The sequence below is a fragment of the Peribacillus sp. B65 genome, from assembly GCF_058513295.1.
The window spans coordinates 692,579-708,781 of the sequence record NZ_CP195840.1; the positions used below are offsets into that span (position 1 = coordinate 692,579).

Annotated in this window: 17 protein-coding genes; 3 read left to right on the top strand and 14 right to left on the bottom strand. The window is 43.9% G+C overall.

Going from position 1 to position 16,203, the window contains the following annotated elements; translation table 11 throughout:
- Positions 1 to 102 precede the first annotated feature (102 nt).
- The 10 genes from ACSR9O_RS03495 to ACSR9O_RS03540 form a co-directional block, all read right to left on the bottom strand.
- The gene (locus ACSR9O_RS03495) at positions 103 to 1,620 is read right to left on the bottom strand and encodes an aldehyde dehydrogenase family protein (protein WP_230177277.1); all 1,518 of its coding nucleotides are present in this window, start codon (positions 1,618 to 1,620) and stop codon (positions 103 to 105) included.
- A gap of 23 nt (positions 1,621 to 1,643) precedes the next feature.
- Positions 1,644 to 2,417, bottom strand: coding sequence for an enoyl-CoA hydratase-related protein (locus tag ACSR9O_RS03500; protein WP_491723916.1), 774 nt, complete (start codon positions 2,415 to 2,417; stop codon positions 1,644 to 1,646).
- 10 nt (positions 2,418 to 2,427) lie between these two features.
- Positions 2,428 to 3,204, bottom strand: a complete 777-nt coding sequence (locus ACSR9O_RS03505) for an enoyl-CoA hydratase/isomerase family protein (RefSeq protein ID WP_230177273.1) — start codon at positions 3,202 to 3,204, stop codon at positions 2,428 to 2,430.
- Positions 3,201 to 3,506 (bottom strand): EthD family reductase, encoded by a 306-nt coding sequence (locus ACSR9O_RS03510; RefSeq protein WP_098372584.1) that lies wholly within the window; start codon positions 3,504 to 3,506, stop codon positions 3,201 to 3,203. The genes ACSR9O_RS03505 and ACSR9O_RS03510 overlap by 4 nt, the downstream gene beginning before the upstream one ends.
- Before the next feature lie 20 nt (positions 3,507 to 3,526).
- The gene (gene paaD / locus ACSR9O_RS03515; protein ID WP_101224271.1) at positions 3,527 to 4,024 is read right to left on the bottom strand and encodes a 1,2-phenylacetyl-CoA epoxidase subunit PaaD; all 498 of its coding nucleotides are present in this window, start codon (positions 4,022 to 4,024) and stop codon (positions 3,527 to 3,529) included.
- Between the two features lie 24 nt (positions 4,025 to 4,048).
- Positions 4,049 to 4,849, bottom strand: coding sequence for a 1,2-phenylacetyl-CoA epoxidase subunit PaaC (gene paaC, locus ACSR9O_RS03520; protein WP_101224272.1), 801 nt, complete (start codon positions 4,847 to 4,849; stop codon positions 4,049 to 4,051).
- On the bottom strand, positions 4,839 to 5,198 hold the full coding sequence (gene paaB, locus ACSR9O_RS03525) for a 1,2-phenylacetyl-CoA epoxidase subunit PaaB (protein ID WP_101224273.1): 360 nt from the start codon (positions 5,196 to 5,198) through the stop codon (positions 4,839 to 4,841). Before paaB ends, paaC begins: the two co-directional genes overlap by 11 nt.
- An 18-nt stretch (positions 5,199 to 5,216) precedes the next feature.
- Entirely contained in the window at positions 5,217 to 6,173 is a 957-nt protein-coding gene (gene paaA, locus ACSR9O_RS03530; RefSeq protein ID WP_491723917.1) for a 1,2-phenylacetyl-CoA epoxidase subunit PaaA, read from the bottom strand.
- Between the two features lie 126 nt (positions 6,174 to 6,299).
- On the bottom strand, positions 6,300 to 6,539 hold the full coding sequence (locus ACSR9O_RS03535) for a ferredoxin (protein ID WP_048678740.1): 240 nt from the start codon (positions 6,537 to 6,539) through the stop codon (positions 6,300 to 6,302).
- Between the two features lie 210 nt (positions 6,540 to 6,749).
- Positions 6,750 to 8,078, bottom strand: a complete 1,329-nt coding sequence (locus tag ACSR9O_RS03540; protein ID WP_101224275.1) for a phenylacetate--CoA ligase family protein — start codon at positions 8,076 to 8,078, stop codon at positions 6,750 to 6,752.
- Positions 8,079 to 8,342: 264 nt separating this feature from the next.
- On the opposite strand from ACSR9O_RS03540, the gene ACSR9O_RS03545 reads away from it, so the two are divergent.
- The 3 genes from ACSR9O_RS03545 to ACSR9O_RS03555 are packed head-to-tail and all read left to right on the top strand — an operon-like array spanning position 8,343 to position 10,704.
- Positions 8,343 to 8,696 (top strand): DUF485 domain-containing protein, encoded by a 354-nt coding sequence (locus ACSR9O_RS03545; protein WP_260356839.1) that lies wholly within the window; start codon positions 8,343 to 8,345, stop codon positions 8,694 to 8,696.
- Entirely contained in the window at positions 8,693 to 10,243 is a 1,551-nt protein-coding gene (locus ACSR9O_RS03550; protein WP_260356838.1) for a solute symporter family protein, read from the top strand. The genes ACSR9O_RS03545 and ACSR9O_RS03550 overlap by 4 nt, the downstream gene beginning before the upstream one ends.
- 14 nt (positions 10,244 to 10,257) lie before the next feature.
- Positions 10,258 to 10,704, top strand: coding sequence for a PaaI family thioesterase (locus ACSR9O_RS03555; protein ID WP_101224278.1), 447 nt, complete (start codon positions 10,258 to 10,260; stop codon positions 10,702 to 10,704).
- Between the two features lie 137 nt (positions 10,705 to 10,841).
- On the opposite strand, the gene ACSR9O_RS03560 is transcribed toward ACSR9O_RS03555, so the two are convergent.
- The 4 genes from ACSR9O_RS03560 to ACSR9O_RS03575 form a co-directional block, all read right to left on the bottom strand.
- Positions 10,842 to 12,221 carry an allantoinase gene (locus ACSR9O_RS03560; protein WP_260356837.1) on the bottom strand — a complete coding sequence of 460 codons (1,380 nt, stop codon included), beginning with the start codon at positions 12,219 to 12,221 and terminating at the stop codon, positions 10,842 to 10,844.
- A gap of 30 nt (positions 12,222 to 12,251) precedes the next feature.
- The gene (locus ACSR9O_RS03565) at positions 12,252 to 13,514 is read right to left on the bottom strand and encodes a pyridoxal-phosphate-dependent aminotransferase family protein (protein ID WP_101224280.1); all 1,263 of its coding nucleotides are present in this window, start codon (positions 13,512 to 13,514) and stop codon (positions 12,252 to 12,254) included.
- A gap of 14 nt (positions 13,515 to 13,528) precedes the next feature.
- Entirely contained in the window at positions 13,529 to 14,776 is a 1,248-nt protein-coding gene (gene allC / locus ACSR9O_RS03570; RefSeq protein WP_260356836.1) for an allantoate deiminase, read from the bottom strand.
- Positions 14,777 to 14,973: 197 nt separating this feature from the next.
- Entirely contained in the window at positions 14,974 to 16,029 is a 1,056-nt protein-coding gene (locus ACSR9O_RS03575) for a Rieske 2Fe-2S domain-containing protein (protein WP_260356835.1), read from the bottom strand.
- Positions 16,030 to 16,203 lie beyond the last annotated feature (174 nt).

A 16,203-nucleotide genomic window follows, 5' to 3' on the forward strand; every position in this document is an offset into this window, starting at 1 on the left:
AAAATAAATAGGGCTGGCTGCGGATGAATCAGATCAGCATTCATCCATACCTGAATTACTTTTCCGACATTCCGTTCAGCCAGCCGCCTATTTTATGTTTTATTAAATTCCAAAGGGATTTAAGGGACGGCTTCCATGATAGGAAATGATGCTTTTCGTTTCTGTATAAAGATCAAGTGTCTCAATACAAAGTTCCCTGCCGAATCCTGATTGCTTATACCCTCCGAAAGGTGTTCCAGGAAATGCGGAGAATGGGCAATTCACCATGACGATTCCCGCTTCTATTTGATTGGCGACTCTAGTCGCACGCCCGCCGTCTTTTGTCCAGAGGGCTGAACCCAAACCGAATTCCGTATCATTCGCGAGTCTCACGGCTTCTTTTTCATCTTTGAATTTCATTATGACAACGACCGGCCCGAATATTTCCTCTTTCACAACATCCATATCATGATTGACATTCGCAATGACCGTCGGTTCATACCAATAACCGTTTTCGAAGCCTTCGATGACCGCTGGCTTTCCTCCTGTGAGGATTTTCGCTCCATCAGTAATGGCAGATTGTACATAATTGTCGATGACATCCAATTGCCCTTGATCTATGACTGCACCGACGTGTGTTTCTTTATCGAGCGGATTGCCCAATTTCAATTTTTTCGTTTTTTCTACGAATCTGGCAACGAACTCATCATATATGTCTTCGTGAACGTATAAACGGGATCTGGCTTCGCAAGACTGCCCAGTATTGTAGAAAATGCCATATAATGATCCATCGATAGCCGCTTCAAGGTCTGCATCCTCAAAAACAATATTAGGGGACTTACCGCCAAGCTCCAATGTCACCCTCTTTAATGTCTGTGAAGCTTTGCCCATGAGATCCCTGCCGATTGGCGTAGAACCCGTGAAGGCTACCTTATTCACTTTCGGATGTTCGACAAGGTAATTCCCTACGTCAGATCCAGGTCCTGGAATGATGTTGACCACGCCGGAAGGAACACCAGCTTCTAAACAGATTTCACCTAATACAATGGCAGTCAGCGGCGTTAACGAAGCTGGCTTAACAATGACCGAACAGCCGACTGCGATTGCAGGTGCAATTTTCCACGCAGCCATCATCATAGGGTAATTCCAAGGGATGATTTGAGCACAAACCCCTACTGGCTCCTTTTCCGTATAATTATGGAATTGACCAGGAACATTATTGACCGATCCGCGATGTGCAACTAAAGCTCCTGCATAAAACTCGAAATCTTCAATTGCCTGCATGACTTGGCCTTGAGCTGCAGAGATGGATTTGCCGCTGTTCAGGACCTCCAATTCAACCAATTCATTAAAGCGTGAACGCATGATCGCTGCAATTTTGTTCAAAACACGAGACCGTTTGTTAATCGGTGTCCTCTTCCATTTCCCGTTATCAAATGCTTCACGTGCAGCTTGAACAGCCTTTTCTGCATCTTCCTTGGTCGCCTTTGCAACCTTGGCAATGATTTCACCTGTTGCAGGATTATACGCATCAATCGTGGAACCATCCGAGCTTTCCACTCTTTCTCCATTAATGATCAGATGATAATAATCACGCTTCATTTCCGCTTTTTCAAATGCCGCCTCTTGTACTCTAACCATGTAATCCCACTCCCTTTTCTATATTACTTGCCTATGAATTGAGCTTTCCTTTTTTCAGTGAATGCTGCCACACCTTCTGCATAATCTTTCGTTAAGCCAGCAATTCGCTGCCCCTCCGCTTCTTCTTTTAAGTATTCTTCCAATGAAAGGTGATAGGACGCCTCTAAGTATCTTTTGATTAAACCGATCGCTTTCGTTGGTTTGTTTGCGATATTCTCTGCAAAGGCTTTCAATTCCTCGTTCCATTCCTCCAAAACGATCACTTTTGTAGCGAGTCCGATATTTTTCGCCTCGCTAGCCGTAACCTTTTCCCCCAATAAAGATAATTCCAAGGCTTTCGCATGACCAACGATCCGCGAAAGGTAATACAGATTCCCCGAATCAGGAATCAACCCGATATTGACAAAAGCATTTAAAAAGCTGGCTTTTTCAGAAACAAGCCGAAAATCGCATGCCAGCGCCAGGCTGAAGCCAGCACCTGCAGCCACTCCATTGACTGCGGCAATGATCGGTTTTTCACAGTTTGCTATTTGCTGCATCATAGGACCGTAGTCATCAAGCAGCTTTTGGCCTAAATTCATGCCCTCATCAACATCCGATAAATCCTGCCCCGAACAAAAGGCCCTGCCTTCCCCAGTAATGATAATGGCCCGCACTTCATCTGACCCCGCAGATATTTTGATCGCTTTCTGTATTTCCTTATTCATTTGGGACGTAAAGGCATTTAGTTTTTCAGGACGGTTCAAAGTAAGCCATGCCACTCCATTTCCAACCCTATATTTGATGGTTTCGTACATAGAGCACCCCTTATCCGCCTCTAAAATCCGGCTCTCTTTTTTCTACAAATGCTTTCATTCCTTCTTTTTGGTCCTCTGATGCAAAAAGAATATAGAAGTTCTTCCGTTCAAATTGCATGCCCTCATATAAGGTGTAATCAACGGCTTTATTGACGGATTCTTTAATCAGCCTTACAGCTAACGGGGGTTGCTTTGCTATCTTCCTGGCAAAATCAACCGTTTCTTCCATTAACAATTCAGGTGCCACGATCTTATTGATGAAACCATATTGCAGAGCTGTCTTTGCCTTTATCCTTTCAGCCGTCAACATCCATTCAAGTGCCTTTGTCTTGCCTACCAATTTCGTCAATCTTTGGGTTCCTCCCGCACCAGGCATGACCCCTAGTGTCACTTCCGGAAAGGAAAACTGGGTATCGCTGGCGGCAATCAGGAAATCACAGGATAAAGCAAGTTCAAAACCACCGCCGAATACAAAACTTTTCACCGCACCAATCACAGGCTTTTTGACTAGGCTTATTCGGTCCCAATCGGCAAATTGGTTCGTTAACTCCATACTAATTGGATTGTCGTTCACCATCTCGTCAATATCAGCTCCAGCGGAAAATGCTTTTCCATTACCCGATAGCAAGATCACCTTCACTTGCGGGTCCCGGTCGAATTCTTCCATGGTTAAAACTATTTCCCTCACCATTTTCCTGTTAAGGGCATTCAGTTGCTGCGGCCGATTTAAAGAGATATAACCAATGCCATCCGCGATTGACGTTTCAATGAATTGAAGCGCATTCATTTTATTTCTTCGCCGATCATCATCGTTACAAGTTTCCCCGCAAAGCCCATTAAGTCTTTCCCTGATGCTTTGCCCTCAGGAGAACGCATTCCTTTTTGCAGTGCATCATGGTCTTCATAATACATTTCACATAGAATGTGATACTCAGAGTCTTTGCCCATCGGTGTCCCGACTATTTTAGTGACCTCCATTTTTTGAAGACCAGGAATTTTTTCCGTTATCGGACCATGTACATTGAAGTAGTGCTCATCGAATTCTTCCTTGTTTTCAGGTTGTTTATAAAGGGCGATTAGTTTTACCATTTTAGAAAACCTCCATTTTATTAGATTATTTTTATCATCGGTTTCATCGCTTCGAACGGATTTTTGCATGCCTTACAATATAAAATGCTGCGGCAGGCCGTTGGACCGAAGATATTTTCCATCGTGACATATGTCGATTCACAATATGGGCAATCCACATGCCATGATCCATCACTTTTCATTTGTCGGGGAGGAGGGGAGATTCCGAAAACCTTCAATCCAGCTTTCCCCTTTTCCGTAATTCGATCGGATGTCCAGGAAGGGGAACGTAAAAATTCCACACTTACATTTTTTACGGCAGGCAGCTGTCGAAGGGCTGTTTCCACATTTTTTTGAATGATCGACAATGCCGGGCACCCAAGAAAAGTTGGCAGCATTTTTACCGAAACGTCCTGGCCCGAAACCGTCACGTCTTCGACCATACCTAAATCCAGAATACTTACTGTATCGATTTCGGGATCTTTAACGTCTTCCAGGAGCCTATATATTTCTTCTGTGTTTAACTGTACGGTCGCCATGGTACCCCTCCCCTTTCTATTGATTCACCATGAAGCTGCTTTATCGCTTGCGTATACTTCGCTTAACGTTTCTAGCGCCTTTTCCAAATCTTCCGTATGCTGGCCATTACGACCATCACCTCTTGCCATCCCTATTTGAATCGTTGTTGCCAAGCCGACACTTTCAAAAATTGGTGTGATGGCCTCGATCCATTTTTTCTGTAAAACAGCTTCGCCTTCTATCAAGCCGAGCTCAACCATTTCCTCTCCATATTGTCCAAGTGAAAATATGCCAGCAAAATCGGGCATTGTTTTCCCGATTGCCGCTTTCATTCTCGAAACCGCTTCCAAGTGACCGGATCCCAGCAATTGGACGAACCATGTTTTCCAGTGCATCAAATGATAGTAAAGTTCCATCTGTACCTTTTGTGCCACTTCAGCAAGCGGTTCATATGAACTTGAATGAAGGGATTGAACCTTAATCGCTTTGGCTTGGGTATAAAAATAATTTCGCACTACCGCAAACGCCCAATCATAATCCGGGTCTTTCATATAGTAACCAGGACCATTGACCAATTCGAGAATGATCGCATTGCGCCGTTCCTTGGCGGGACGGTCATGAGCAAGCTTATCAGCATCCCCTTCACCGAGTTCTTCAAGTAATTTATAATATATTGCGGCATGCCCCATCGTGTCTTGAGATATCGAAGCGGATGCAACATCTTCCTCGATATGCGGTGCAAGTCCCAACCATTCTGCACCACGGTATGAATGGATGAAGTCATCGTCAGCCAGTTGAAGCAGCAATTCCTTGATAGCGATGCCCTTCAATGATTCATTCTTCATTTTTCACACCTCCAGCCCAAGACATTATCTCTTTTTCATCGAGCATTCCCTGCTCATACTTCCGCCATTTTTTCTTTAAATACCCGTATCCTTTTGTGGTCCTGTAGTCTTTATTATCGATACGTTGAAGCGTTTTCTTTTCCTCGGCCGTCATTTTCCGTATATTCTGTCTTTTCACGACCCAGATATCATCAACCGCTTCGCGTCTCATGAAGTTTTCTTGTGCCATCATGATGGCGATATCCTCATTCGGGGCCAGCAGGCTGAAGTGATATTGAACGGGTGATGATTGCGTTTTACGGCTAAATACTTCAAATTCTTCAAAGTAATTCCCTTGCCTAGTTTCCATATCGTCCTTCCCCCTCCTCTAGATGACCTTGGGCGCCAATGCCTCACGTACCCATTTATTATTTTCATAAGAAATTCTTCGAAGACTTAAGCGATCCTGCGAACGGGGACCTTCATTCCTTGCGAACACCTTCAATTTCCCCCAATCGGGTTGTTGGTAAATCCAGGTTTCGGATGCTTTGTCAAACCTAAGCGTTTCATCTGGAATGCTGAAGCCAAGTGAAAGGATCCGCTTCACATATTTAGAAAAAAAGGCTTGTCGAAGTTGTTCATTCGTACTGGTTCTGATTCTGTACTTAATCGTTATATCCTGTTTGGATGTGCCCACTTCATTCTTACTGGGAGGTCCAAAGAAAAGTAATAAAGATTCCCACCAATAATTGATGGAGTCTTGAACCAATTTCCTTTGTTCTTCCGTCCCCTCAGCCAAAGCCATGATTATTGCTTCACCATGCTGGGCGTGAAAAACTTCTTCCGCGCAAATCCTCTGTAATGCCCTGGCATAAGGCCCGTATGAGGCGCCAAGCATGTTCGTCTGGGAAATGATGGCTGCACCATCAACAAGCCAGCCAATCAATCCAGCATCGCCCCAGGATCTGGCTTCCATATGGAAAACATTATGAAACTTTAAATCTCCTTTAAACAAATCTTGCATTAGGTCATCCCGTTTTTTACTGTAAGGCCTTAGCAAATCCTCGGCGACTCGAAGCAATAATTGCCCATGCCCCATTTCATCCTGCACCTTTGCCATGATTCCAAGTTTTCTATTTAAGGTCGGGGCTTTAGGTACCCATTCCTTTTCTGGAAGCGCCCCCATGATTTCACTGATTCCATGCATCGATATTAACTTGATTAAAGTGCCCCGGTATTCTTCCGGCATCCAATCATCCGCCTCTATCTTTTCTCCCGCTTCTATTCTGGCAATGAATTGATTTAGCTTTTCTTCTCCTGCCATATCATTTAAAAGAACGTTCATCCAAATCACCTCTTTTTATAATATAACGTTTATATAACGTTATTATATTTTACTGTTATATTTAATGCAAGACTATTCTGTCTTTTTTCGAAATAAAAGGAAATTATCTGGGTTTCTTTGAATCTTTTAATCCACTAAAACTTTAAAGGGCGAGGTTTCCACTTTGATTGAATCTGTCGGACAGCCCTCCACTGCATCATCCAGATCATCAAATAAACCTTCCGCGACCTCTGCAGTTCCTTCATTTTCATCCAGGATGACAAATGCCACTCCCTCATCATTGTAATCAAAGATTTCAGGTGCAGCCGCACCGCATGCACCGCAAGCAATGCAAGTTTCTTGATCCACAACTGTATATTTTGACAAAAGGCCCTCCTCCTTCTCCATTTCATGATTGGCTCCATCTTCTCTTCCATTAAGAGATAAACCCATATTTAACCACGATTGCATCCGCTTTATGTATCGCGTTTACTTGTTCGATTTCTTCAGCTCACTTATTCCAATCGGTACTTCAGCAGGAAAGAACTGAACGACAGAATCGTCCTGTTTCAACATCCATATTCATGAGCATGGAATTTATGAACGAATGACTTCATCCTTCCGCTTATCAACGACACGAATCGCTTTTCCTTCTGAACGGGGAATGCTTTTTGGGATGTTGACAACAATATCCATCGTTACAAGACATGCGGATTTCAAATGATGCTGTATCGTTTTCCTTAATATCTCTACATTCCCATGCGTTAAGTCTTCTTCAATCTCCCTGTAGAAACCGCTTTCAATTTCAATGTGCAGTTCAACACCGTCCATATTTCCCTTCTTAACGAGATGAATCTGATAGTGTGGCACAATTCCCTCCATTTGGAATAGCACACGCTCTATTTCAGATGGAAACACATTCACTCCCCTGACTATGATCATATCATCCGTTCTGCCCTTAACACGGGACATTCTAGTTGTCGTACGCCCGCATTTACACGGTTCATGTGTAATTGAGGCGATATCACCTGTACGGTAACGAATGATTGGCAGCGCTTCCTTTGTAAGGCTGGTAAAGACAAGTTCCCCATCTTCGCCGTCCTTAACCGGTTCAAGCGTGTCCGGGTTAATGACCTCGACAAGGAAATGGTCTTCTGCGATATGCAGTCCATCCTGTGCTTCATGACATTCAATCGCAACTCCCGGCCCCATGATTTCACTTAATCCGTAAATATCGATGGCTTTCAATTTCAGTTTCCTCTCAAGTGTTGCCCTCATTGCCTCCGACCATGGCTCAGCTCCGAAAATCCCATACTCAAGCCCATTATCAGCAGGATCAATTCCCATCTCTTCCATCTTTTCAGCGATATTCAAAATATAAGTAGGGGTTCCGCAAATGCCTCGCGGTTTAAAGTCATTGATGATCGTAATCTGCCTATCGGTATTCCCCCCTGAAATGGGTACTGTCGCAACTCCCAGCTTTTCTGCCCCGCAATGCAAGCCCAGGCCCCCTGTAAACAGACCATATCCATATGCATTATGGAAAATATCTGACTTGCGGCCTCCTGCAGCTACAATTCCACGTGCGACGATTGTTGCCCAATTTTCCAAATCATTTTTCGTATACCCGACAATTGTAGGCTTTCCGCTCGTTCCGGATGAACCATGAATGCGTGTTACATCCTCCATCGGAACGGCAAATAAACCGAATGGATACTGATCACGAAGCGTCTGTTTTTTTGTAAATGGAAGCTTTATCACATCGTTTAGAGTTTGAATATCTTCTGGTTCCAGGCCCATCTCTCTAAACTTTTCTCTGTAATAAGGTACATTTTCATATACATGGCTAATCGTTTTTTTAAGGCGTGCCATTTGTAAACTTTCCATTTCAGCACGCGAAGCGGTTTCAACTTCCGGATTGTACATTATTTCAGTCCCCCTCAATTTTACTATTGTCCCATCTAACATACATAACGGTAATAAAACGGAGATTAAATTATTGTTATGATTTATTTCAAGATTAATACGTCATTTCTACGTTGTCAATAATGTTTTTATAATTCAGATAAAATGACCGAATAGACAAAATACTAATTTACTAAATTTTCAGACTATGTTAATTTTAACAATGATATATCATTTTATCAAACAATCGTTTTAAAAACGTACTACACAAAAAGGGGGCTTACTATGGAATCACAGGCTAAAAACAGCCATTCACCATCAGGACATGACAACGGAAATAAGTATCGTCAATTAATTGAAACGGAAGAATTCAAGTATTTGCTTCAAAAGAAAAAAGCTTTCATCGTACCTGTCACTCTCTTCTTTCTTGCTTTTTATTTTGTTCTGCCTATTTTAGCTGCTTATAGCGAAGTGTTGAAGGGTGAAGCTTTTTTTAATATTACTTGGGCTTGGGTATATGCACTTCTCCAATTCGCTGTCGTATGGTTAGGGGGAATTGTCTATATCAAAAAAGCAGAGAAATACGACAAGATGGCTAAAAATATCTTGAATAAATATGAGAAGGAGCTTGGCGAATGAGCATTTTATCCCTCACGCTTTTTTTGGGCATCATCTTGTTAACGCTTACAATAACCTATTACTCTTCTAAGAAGACGAAAAATGCCAGCGATTTTTATACGGCCGGCGGCGGATTGACAGCATGGCAGAATGGATTGGCCGTAGCAGGTGACTTTATGTCAGCCGCATCCTTCCTGGGAATTACGGGTGCAATCGCACTGATTGGTTTTGATGGCTTTTATATGAGCATCGGGAACCTTGTTGCCTTTCTTGTCTTATTGTATCTTGTATCGGAACCACTTCGCAATCTAGGTAAGTTTACGCTGGCAGACATGATTTCAGCACGCTTCAAATCAAAAAAAGTGCGAGGGATAGCTGCTGCTAACACACTTGTCATTTCAATCTTTTACATGATTGCCCAACTTGTAGGTGCAGGAGGATTAATTAAACTTTTGCTCGGCATCGATTATTGGCTATCAGTTCTTCTTGTCGGTGTACTGATGACGATTTATGTGATTTTCGGCGGGATGAGAGCGACAAGCTGGGTGCAGATCACGAAGGCGGTTCTATTGCTAGGCGGTTCCGCTGTATTGACGTTCATCGTTTTTTCCCGTTTTAATTTCAACATTTCAGAGATGTTCCAACATGTACAAACTGCAACACCGCTCGGAAAGGAATTTTTGAATCCAGGAAATAAATACACCGATGGACTCGACATGATTTCATTTAATATGTCGCTTGTCCTTGGAGCAGCAGGCCTTCCGCATTTACTCGTCCGCTTCTTTACAGTAAAGGACGCAGCTACTGCAAGGAAATCCGTTGTATATTCCACATGGTTTATAGGGGTATTTTTCATCATGACGATTTTCCTTGGTTTCGGCGCTGCATCTTTCGTCGGGTTTGAGCGGATCATCGAAGCAAACTCGGCTGGAAACATGGCCGCGCCCCTACTTGCATTAACCATGGGCGGGGAATTTTTATTCGCATTCGTTTCTGCTGTGGCATTTGCCACGATTTTAGCGGTTGTATCCGGCCTTGTTTTAACGTCGGCATCGGCTTTTGCACATGATATATACGGTGAAATCATCAAGGAAGGAAATATTACGGAAAAACAGCAAATACTCGTTGCCCGAATGGCTTCTGTCGGAGTAGCGGTCATTTCGATTTTACTTGCTTTATTTGCTCAATCAATGAATGTCGCTTTTCTTTCAGTCCTTGCGCTTGGAATTGCTGCCAGTGCCAATTTACCGATCATTCTTTGCACAATATATTGGAAACGCTTCAACGCAACCGGAGCGATCACCGGAATGTCATTCGGGTTACTCAGCTCCATCATACTGGTCATGCTCAGTCCCAATGTATGGAATCCGGAACCCGGGATGGGGATTTTCACTGGTGATCCCCTCTTCTCGATGAGCAACCCGACCATTTTCACCGTACCGCTCGGCTTTATTGGAGCTTATTTAGGTACAATACTGTCAAAAGCAAAAGATGAAGAAAACGGTTTTGCTGAAGTACTGTTCAAATCAAACACCGGATATGGGATAAGTTCAGCAAAAGACCATTAAGAAGGAGGATTTCCATGACCACACATTTAGATCAGGATATTCACGAATTGCATTACGATCAAATCAAACAAGTACTGGTCGACGAACCATACGCTTCTTTTCTAGGGATGAAATTGACGAAACTCGGTCCCGGGACAGCTGAAGCAGAATTGATTCCAAGTGACCACATGCTAAATAGCCATGGAACGGTTCACGGTGCCATCATCTTTTCACTGGCTGATTACGTGTTCGCCGCAGCCAGTAATTCATATGGCAAAATTGCGGTTGGCGTTTCAAACAACATCAACTTCTTATCAGCTGGCAAACGGGGTGAGACTTTAACTGCCAGAGCGGAAGAAATAAAGAAAAACCATAAACTGGCCTGGTATAAAATAGACGTGTCAAATGAAAGGGAATTGATTGCAACCATGGAAGCGATGGTATACAGGAAAAATCAATATTTCGTCGACCAAGTTGAATAAGTAACACTTGAAACCGGACGAGCAATCAACTTGTCCGGTTTATTTTCCCCTTGTTTTGCCCATGATACATACGTTGAACTAATAAAAAGGGGATTCCCGATTCGGAATCCCCCTCCCTTATTTTAAAACCCTTCTTCCTAGCTATTGGCCGGAATACTGGAATCTATCACTTTTAGCCACTCCCCACGCTCCCTTTCACTGATTACATCAGTCTCGTAAACTATTTTCCCTCTATTCATGGTAGCCGTGATTTGGCAAGGAAAGGTATGGCCCATATAAACGCTTTGTTTATGTTTCGCGAAAAAATTCGTTTCCGAAACTTCATGCGTACCATTAAGGGAAACGATGGCAAGGTCTGCATCCTTCCCTACCTCGATTTGTCCTTTTCTAGAGGAGAGACCGAACCTTTTTGCCGGGGCTGAAGCTGTCCACTCAGCGACCTTATGAAGCGGGATACCATGTAAAACAGCCAACTCAATCATCGACATCAACGAAAATTGCCCCCCGCTTATTCCGCCCCACGCTTCAAAAATATTATGTATGGCAGGATCTTTCAGCTCAAAAGGGCATGGTGAGTGGTCGGAAGAAATCATATCGAATTTCCCTTCCATTAAACGGGTAATCAATCTTTCTTGTTCTTCCCTTTCCCTTAGTGGGGGAGCACATTTTGCAACCGCGCCTTTTTCTATTAAATCATCCTGATTGAATAATAAATAATGCGGACACGTCTCGACCGTCACATCCAGCCCCTTCTGTTTGGCCGATTCAATTTTTTCGATGGCCAAACTACTGCTAATATGGACAAAGTGCAGCGGACAGCCCGTTAACTCTGCATATGTAATGGCACGCTCCACAGCCTCCGCTTCCGCTTGCACAGGTCTTGTAGCTGCATAATCATTCGCACTGAATAGTCCATCCTTCTCTTTTTCCCGCTTGAACCACTGAGTGATCGGATCACTTTCCGCATGAAGGGCCAAGACCTTTCCCAATTCCGCTATTTTCTTCATTCCATGTAAAAGGGTGAAATCATCTGCCCGTTCAAACTCCTCATTTCCCGTCGCTGATAGAAATGCCTTAAATCCGATGACTCCGGATTTGGCGAGATCCTCTAAATCATCGATATTTCCCGGGACCAGTCCTCCCCATAATCCAAAGTCTATAACCGACTTCATCTCACCGAGATTGCCCTTTTCAAGGAGGGCCTTTCGATCAATCGTTGAAGGGATTCCATTCAATGGCATATCGAAATATGTGGTGCAGCCTCCCGCCGCCATCATTTGCGATCCTGTCTCAAAGCCCTCCCAATGAGCGCGGCCAGGTTCGCTAAAATGCACATGGACATCAATCATACCAGGAAAGATATGCTGGCCATCCGCTTCATACTCTGCATAACCATTGCCATCCAGGATATCCCCAATCTTAACAATCACCCCATCCTGGATGGCAAGATCAGCTTTCTTCACTCCATCAGGAAAAACTACATATCCATTGCGGATAATAAGATCATATATTGACATATGGACCACTCCCCCAAAATAGTTTTATAATCAAAGAGATCCCCTTGATGCAGCCACTTTCTCCGTCTTTCCCACATACACATCCAGTGCAGCCTGCAAAGCCTCTCCCCGATTAACTTGGAACCCCTGGCGCAAAAGGACAGCTTCCAAGGAGGCCAATACAAAGAGGATGTTTTCTTTCCTGCAACTGAATCCCATGGTCCCGATCCTCCAGATTTTGCCGTGAAGCGGACCAAACGAGGAAGCGATTTCGATACCAAATTCATTCAACAGCATGGCTCTTACAGCTTCACCGTCGATTCCGTTTGGAATTTCGATGCAAGTTACACACGGAAGTTTGTTTTTCCCATCCCCGAATAACGTCAGCCCCATTGCCTTGATCCCTTCAACGAGAGCAGCTTCGTGGAGTTCATGACGGGCAAAGCGCGTTTCCAGACCTTCTTCAAGCACAAGGCGCAACCCTTCACGTAACGCATAAATCATGGAGGTCGCTTCTGTATGGTGATTCAAGCGGCGCGGTCCCCAATAATCCTGCAGCATGCTTAAATCGAAATAATTACTGGTGATCGGACGGCGGAGCGAAACCTTTTGGTTATCTTCATCCGTCGCAATACCACGTTCCACCTTTTTACGGGACTGGATGATTTCTTCTATTCTCTCATTATACGTAATCGGTGCCATACCTGAAGGAACGGACAAGCATTTTTGTGTCCCTCCTATCAACCCATCAATACACCATTCATCCACCTTAACATCGGTGCCCCCGATCGAGGCAACCGCATCCACCACAAGCAGGACACCCAATTCTCTGCAGGCCAACCCGATTTCCTTCAAAGGCTGCATACAACCTGTGGAAGTTTCCCCATGAACGATTGCTGTTATTTTTGGGGAGACTTTCTTGATTTCCGCGATGACAGCTTGCGGTTCGAACACCTCTCCCCAAGGACATTCCATCGTATGGACTTCAGCTCCGTATCGCTCACAGATTTCGACCAACAAATGACCGAATCTACCGAATATGGGAACCAGAACCTTATCTCCCGGCTCAATGATGCTGCATAGAATCGCTTCATTACCCGATCTTGAGGTGCCATCGATAGGGAATGCCCATTTATTTTTCGTTTGAAAAACCAAACGCAGCATTTCCATCACTTCATTCATGATTGTAGTGAATGCAGGATCGAATTGCCCTAATATCGGTGTGCTCATCGCCCTTAAAACACGCGGATCCACTTCGACCGGTCCTGGTGTCATGATCGTTCTCATCGGTGCATTCAATTCTGAATATGCCATTTTCCCCAACCCCTTTAATAGGCTAATTTATATAGTATTTCACTTAAAACGTCGATTCCCTTTTCCATATCCACAACACTCGTAAACTCCTTAGGCGAATGGCTGATCCCCCCCTTACTTGGAACGAACAGCAAGCAAGTCGGACAAAACGAACCAAATACTTGTGCATCATGGCCGGCTCCGCTGACCATATCTTGGTATGGTATATTTTTATCTTCAGCTACCTTTCGGACAAGGCCATTCATTTCCCGATCCATCGCAACCGGTTTGACATCCATCCATTGTGAAACCTCCAGCTTCATTTCAGCTTTCTTTGCCAAGGAATCGAAAGTCGAAAAGATTTCCTTACAAAACCTTTCAAGAACCTCTTCCTCGTGATGCCTGATATCGAGACTGAGCTCCACTTCACCAGCAATGACATTCGGAACATTAGGTTTAACATCCATTCTCCCAACAGTCGCAACTAAACCCGGGTCCATACCCTTCGCTTTTTTCGTTAAAAAAGAAATGAATTCCGAAGCAAAACCGACAGCATCCTTCCTGTATGACATGGGAGTGGTGCCCGCATGATCACTCTCACCCATGATTTTAACCGTATAACGGCGCTGCCCGACAATATGGCTGACGACCCCAATTGCATTCTCATTCTTTTCAAGCACCATCCCCTGTTCTATATGAATTTCGACGAACCGGTCAATATCATCGCGGACCGGGGTTTTATAGGCTTCAGGTTCAAACCCTGACTTTTTCATGGCTTCCAAAAAAGGAATTCCTTCTGTATCTTTTAAATCCCTGACATGCTCAAGACCATAGACTCCTTTAATATTCCTCGACCCCCAAAACGTCAAGGGAAATCTGCTTCCTTCCTCTTCACAAAAGGAAACGACTTCAATCGTCTTTCGCGGCGCCCCATAGGCTTTATACAACCTCTTAACCGCCAGGAAACTAGCGATGACCCCATATGCGCCGTCATATTTCCCCCCATCCTTGACCGTGTCTATATGAGAACCGGTCAGAATGATTCCACCGGAGAGATCCCTTCCCTCAAGCCTGCCAAACAAGTTGCCTACACTATCAAAATATGTACTGAGGTTTTCTTTTTCCATCTCAGCTTTCATTGCCTGCTGAGCGCTCATCCATTCCTTGGAATATAATAACCGGGTCACCCCATTACTCTCCGTTGCCCCGAAAGATGCCAACCATTCTATCATCGACGCAACATCATCCTTTTCATCTATGAATTTTTCGATTTGAATGCCCATCACATCGCTTCCCTTCTCAATATCCATTCATGTTATGAATATTCACAAATTTATGTTATCTATTATTTTACTTGCTTTCACATTTAACTTCATTGACAATTCTGTTAGTATTTCGGTGTTTTTTTGTGCAAAATAACCAACTGAAAACAAGCCAACAAAAGAAGAGGGCGCCCATTAAACCGGACACCCTCTTTTTATCAACTTGTATAATTCGAGCCTAAGCCCAATTCCCTCAATAGCTGACGATAAGCGATCGACGTCTTATCTGCCGCGATATGCGCTTCCGCTTGCAAATCAAGAGGCAGCTCCTCCGGCTTTTGATTTTCCACCATTTCCTTATCTTCATTGAAAATCTGCAAGTTGAATTCATAAGTATCTTCAACCGGGGCATCTAAATCAAAGTTACGGGCCATCGGTGAAAACATTCTTGTCTTTCGTGCCGAAACCGGACTGGCACAGTTCAAGATGTGAAGTTTCCCATCCTCCGGGAAATGGACAGTAAGCCTGGCCGCCAGCGGTGGATAGATATCAAAAACACGCAGCCACTCAAAGTGGGCAGGTTCTAAATGCCGCATGCCTTTTCCGTAATTACTGACGGAACTTAAGTATTCCACATGCAGGCCATATTCCGTTTTTTCCACCTTATAACTAGGAACGATAGGATTGTTACGATCAGCGAAGCTTTCCGAATGAACCCAAGCAAAGTGGGACACATCCAAAAAACCTTCCATCTGCCGACCGGCTGAACCGGCAATGTCTATGGATGGCGGCAGGATGTTCAAATATGCCTCATCATCCCAGGCCGGCAACTTCGGAATATCCTCTTTATCGCTCGCAATCGAAGTCCAAATCAAGCCGTAGCGCTCAACCGCGGGATAAATATTAATGCAAAGACGCGGGGATATTTTAGCGTTGGGATGTGCAGGTATCCCCGTACATTTCCCTTCCGGGCCATATCTAAAACCGTGGTAAGGGCATACGATATCATCACCATCCACCCATCCCATGCTTAATGGTACACCACGATGCAGACAAAGGTCCCTCGCAACGATAATCTTCCCATTGGCCCGATAAAGGACAAGGTGCACATCCAGAAGTTTAATGCCTATCGGTTTTTCCGATATTTCCTCGACTGCCGCCACAGGAAACCAATATTGCGATAATACATCCCAGTCCCCTTTGCTGAATGTGCATTCTTTCGGAAACGGCGTTACTCTTTTTTTCTTACTGGAAGCAACTGTGCCTTCACTCATTTTATCGTCTCCCTTATCCTCACGTTATTTTTTATAAATATTAACAAAATTAAAATAACATGTCACCAACGATGTTATAAAACCTAACATAAAAATGATTTTTTATTTATTCGATAATCCAAACAATGAAATTTGTAGGATATGCCAAAGTGTTTGTATGATATGATAATGAAA

Bases quoted from the DNA above. Each gene is read 5' to 3' on its own strand.
- ACSR9O_RS03495 (WP_230177277.1), bottom strand. From the start codon at position 1,620: ATGGTTAGAGTACAAGAGGCGGCATTTGAAAAAGCGGAAATGAAGCGT.
- ACSR9O_RS03500 (WP_491723916.1), bottom strand. From the start codon at position 2,417: ATGTACGAAACCATCAAATATAGGGTTGGAAATGGAGTGGCATGGCTT.
- ACSR9O_RS03505 (WP_230177273.1), bottom strand. From the start codon at position 3,204: ATGAATGCGCTTCAATTCATTGAAACGTCAATCGCGGATGGCATTGGT.
- ACSR9O_RS03510 (WP_098372584.1), bottom strand. From the start codon at position 3,506: ATGGTAAAACTAATCGCCCTTTATAAACAACCTGAAAACAAGGAAGAA.
- paaD (WP_101224271.1), bottom strand. From the start codon at position 4,024: ATGGCGACCGTACAGTTAAACACAGAAGAAATATATAGGCTCCTGGAA.
- paaC (WP_101224272.1), bottom strand. From the start codon at position 4,849: ATGAAGAATGAATCATTGAAGGGCATCGCTATCAAGGAATTGCTGCTT.
- paaB (WP_101224273.1), bottom strand. From the start codon at position 5,198: ATGGAAACTAGGCAAGGGAATTACTTTGAAGAATTTGAAGTATTTAGC.
- paaA (WP_491723917.1), bottom strand. From the start codon at position 6,173: ATGAACGTTCTTTTAAATGATATGGCAGGAGAAGAAAAGCTAAATCAA.
- ACSR9O_RS03540 (WP_101224275.1), bottom strand. From the start codon at position 8,078: ATGTACAATCCGGAAGTTGAAACCGCTTCGCGTGCTGAAATGGAAAGT.
- ACSR9O_RS03545 (WP_260356839.1), top strand. From the start codon at position 8,343: ATGGAATCACAGGCTAAAAACAGCCATTCACCATCAGGACATGACAAC.
- ACSR9O_RS03550 (WP_260356838.1), top strand. From the start codon at position 8,693: ATGAGCATTTTATCCCTCACGCTTTTTTTGGGCATCATCTTGTTAACG.
- ACSR9O_RS03555 (WP_101224278.1), top strand. From the start codon at position 10,258: ATGACCACACATTTAGATCAGGATATTCACGAATTGCATTACGATCAA.
- ACSR9O_RS03560 (WP_260356837.1), bottom strand. From the start codon at position 12,221: ATGTCAATATATGATCTTATTATCCGCAATGGATATGTAGTTTTTCCT.
- ACSR9O_RS03565 (WP_101224280.1), bottom strand. From the start codon at position 13,514: ATGGCATATTCAGAATTGAATGCACCGATGAGAACGATCATGACACCA.
- allC (WP_260356836.1), bottom strand. From the start codon at position 14,776: ATGGGCATTCAAATCGAAAAATTCATAGATGAAAAGGATGATGTTGCG.
- ACSR9O_RS03575 (WP_260356835.1), bottom strand. From the start codon at position 16,029: ATGAGTGAAGGCACAGTTGCTTCCAGTAAGAAAAAAAGAGTAACGCCG.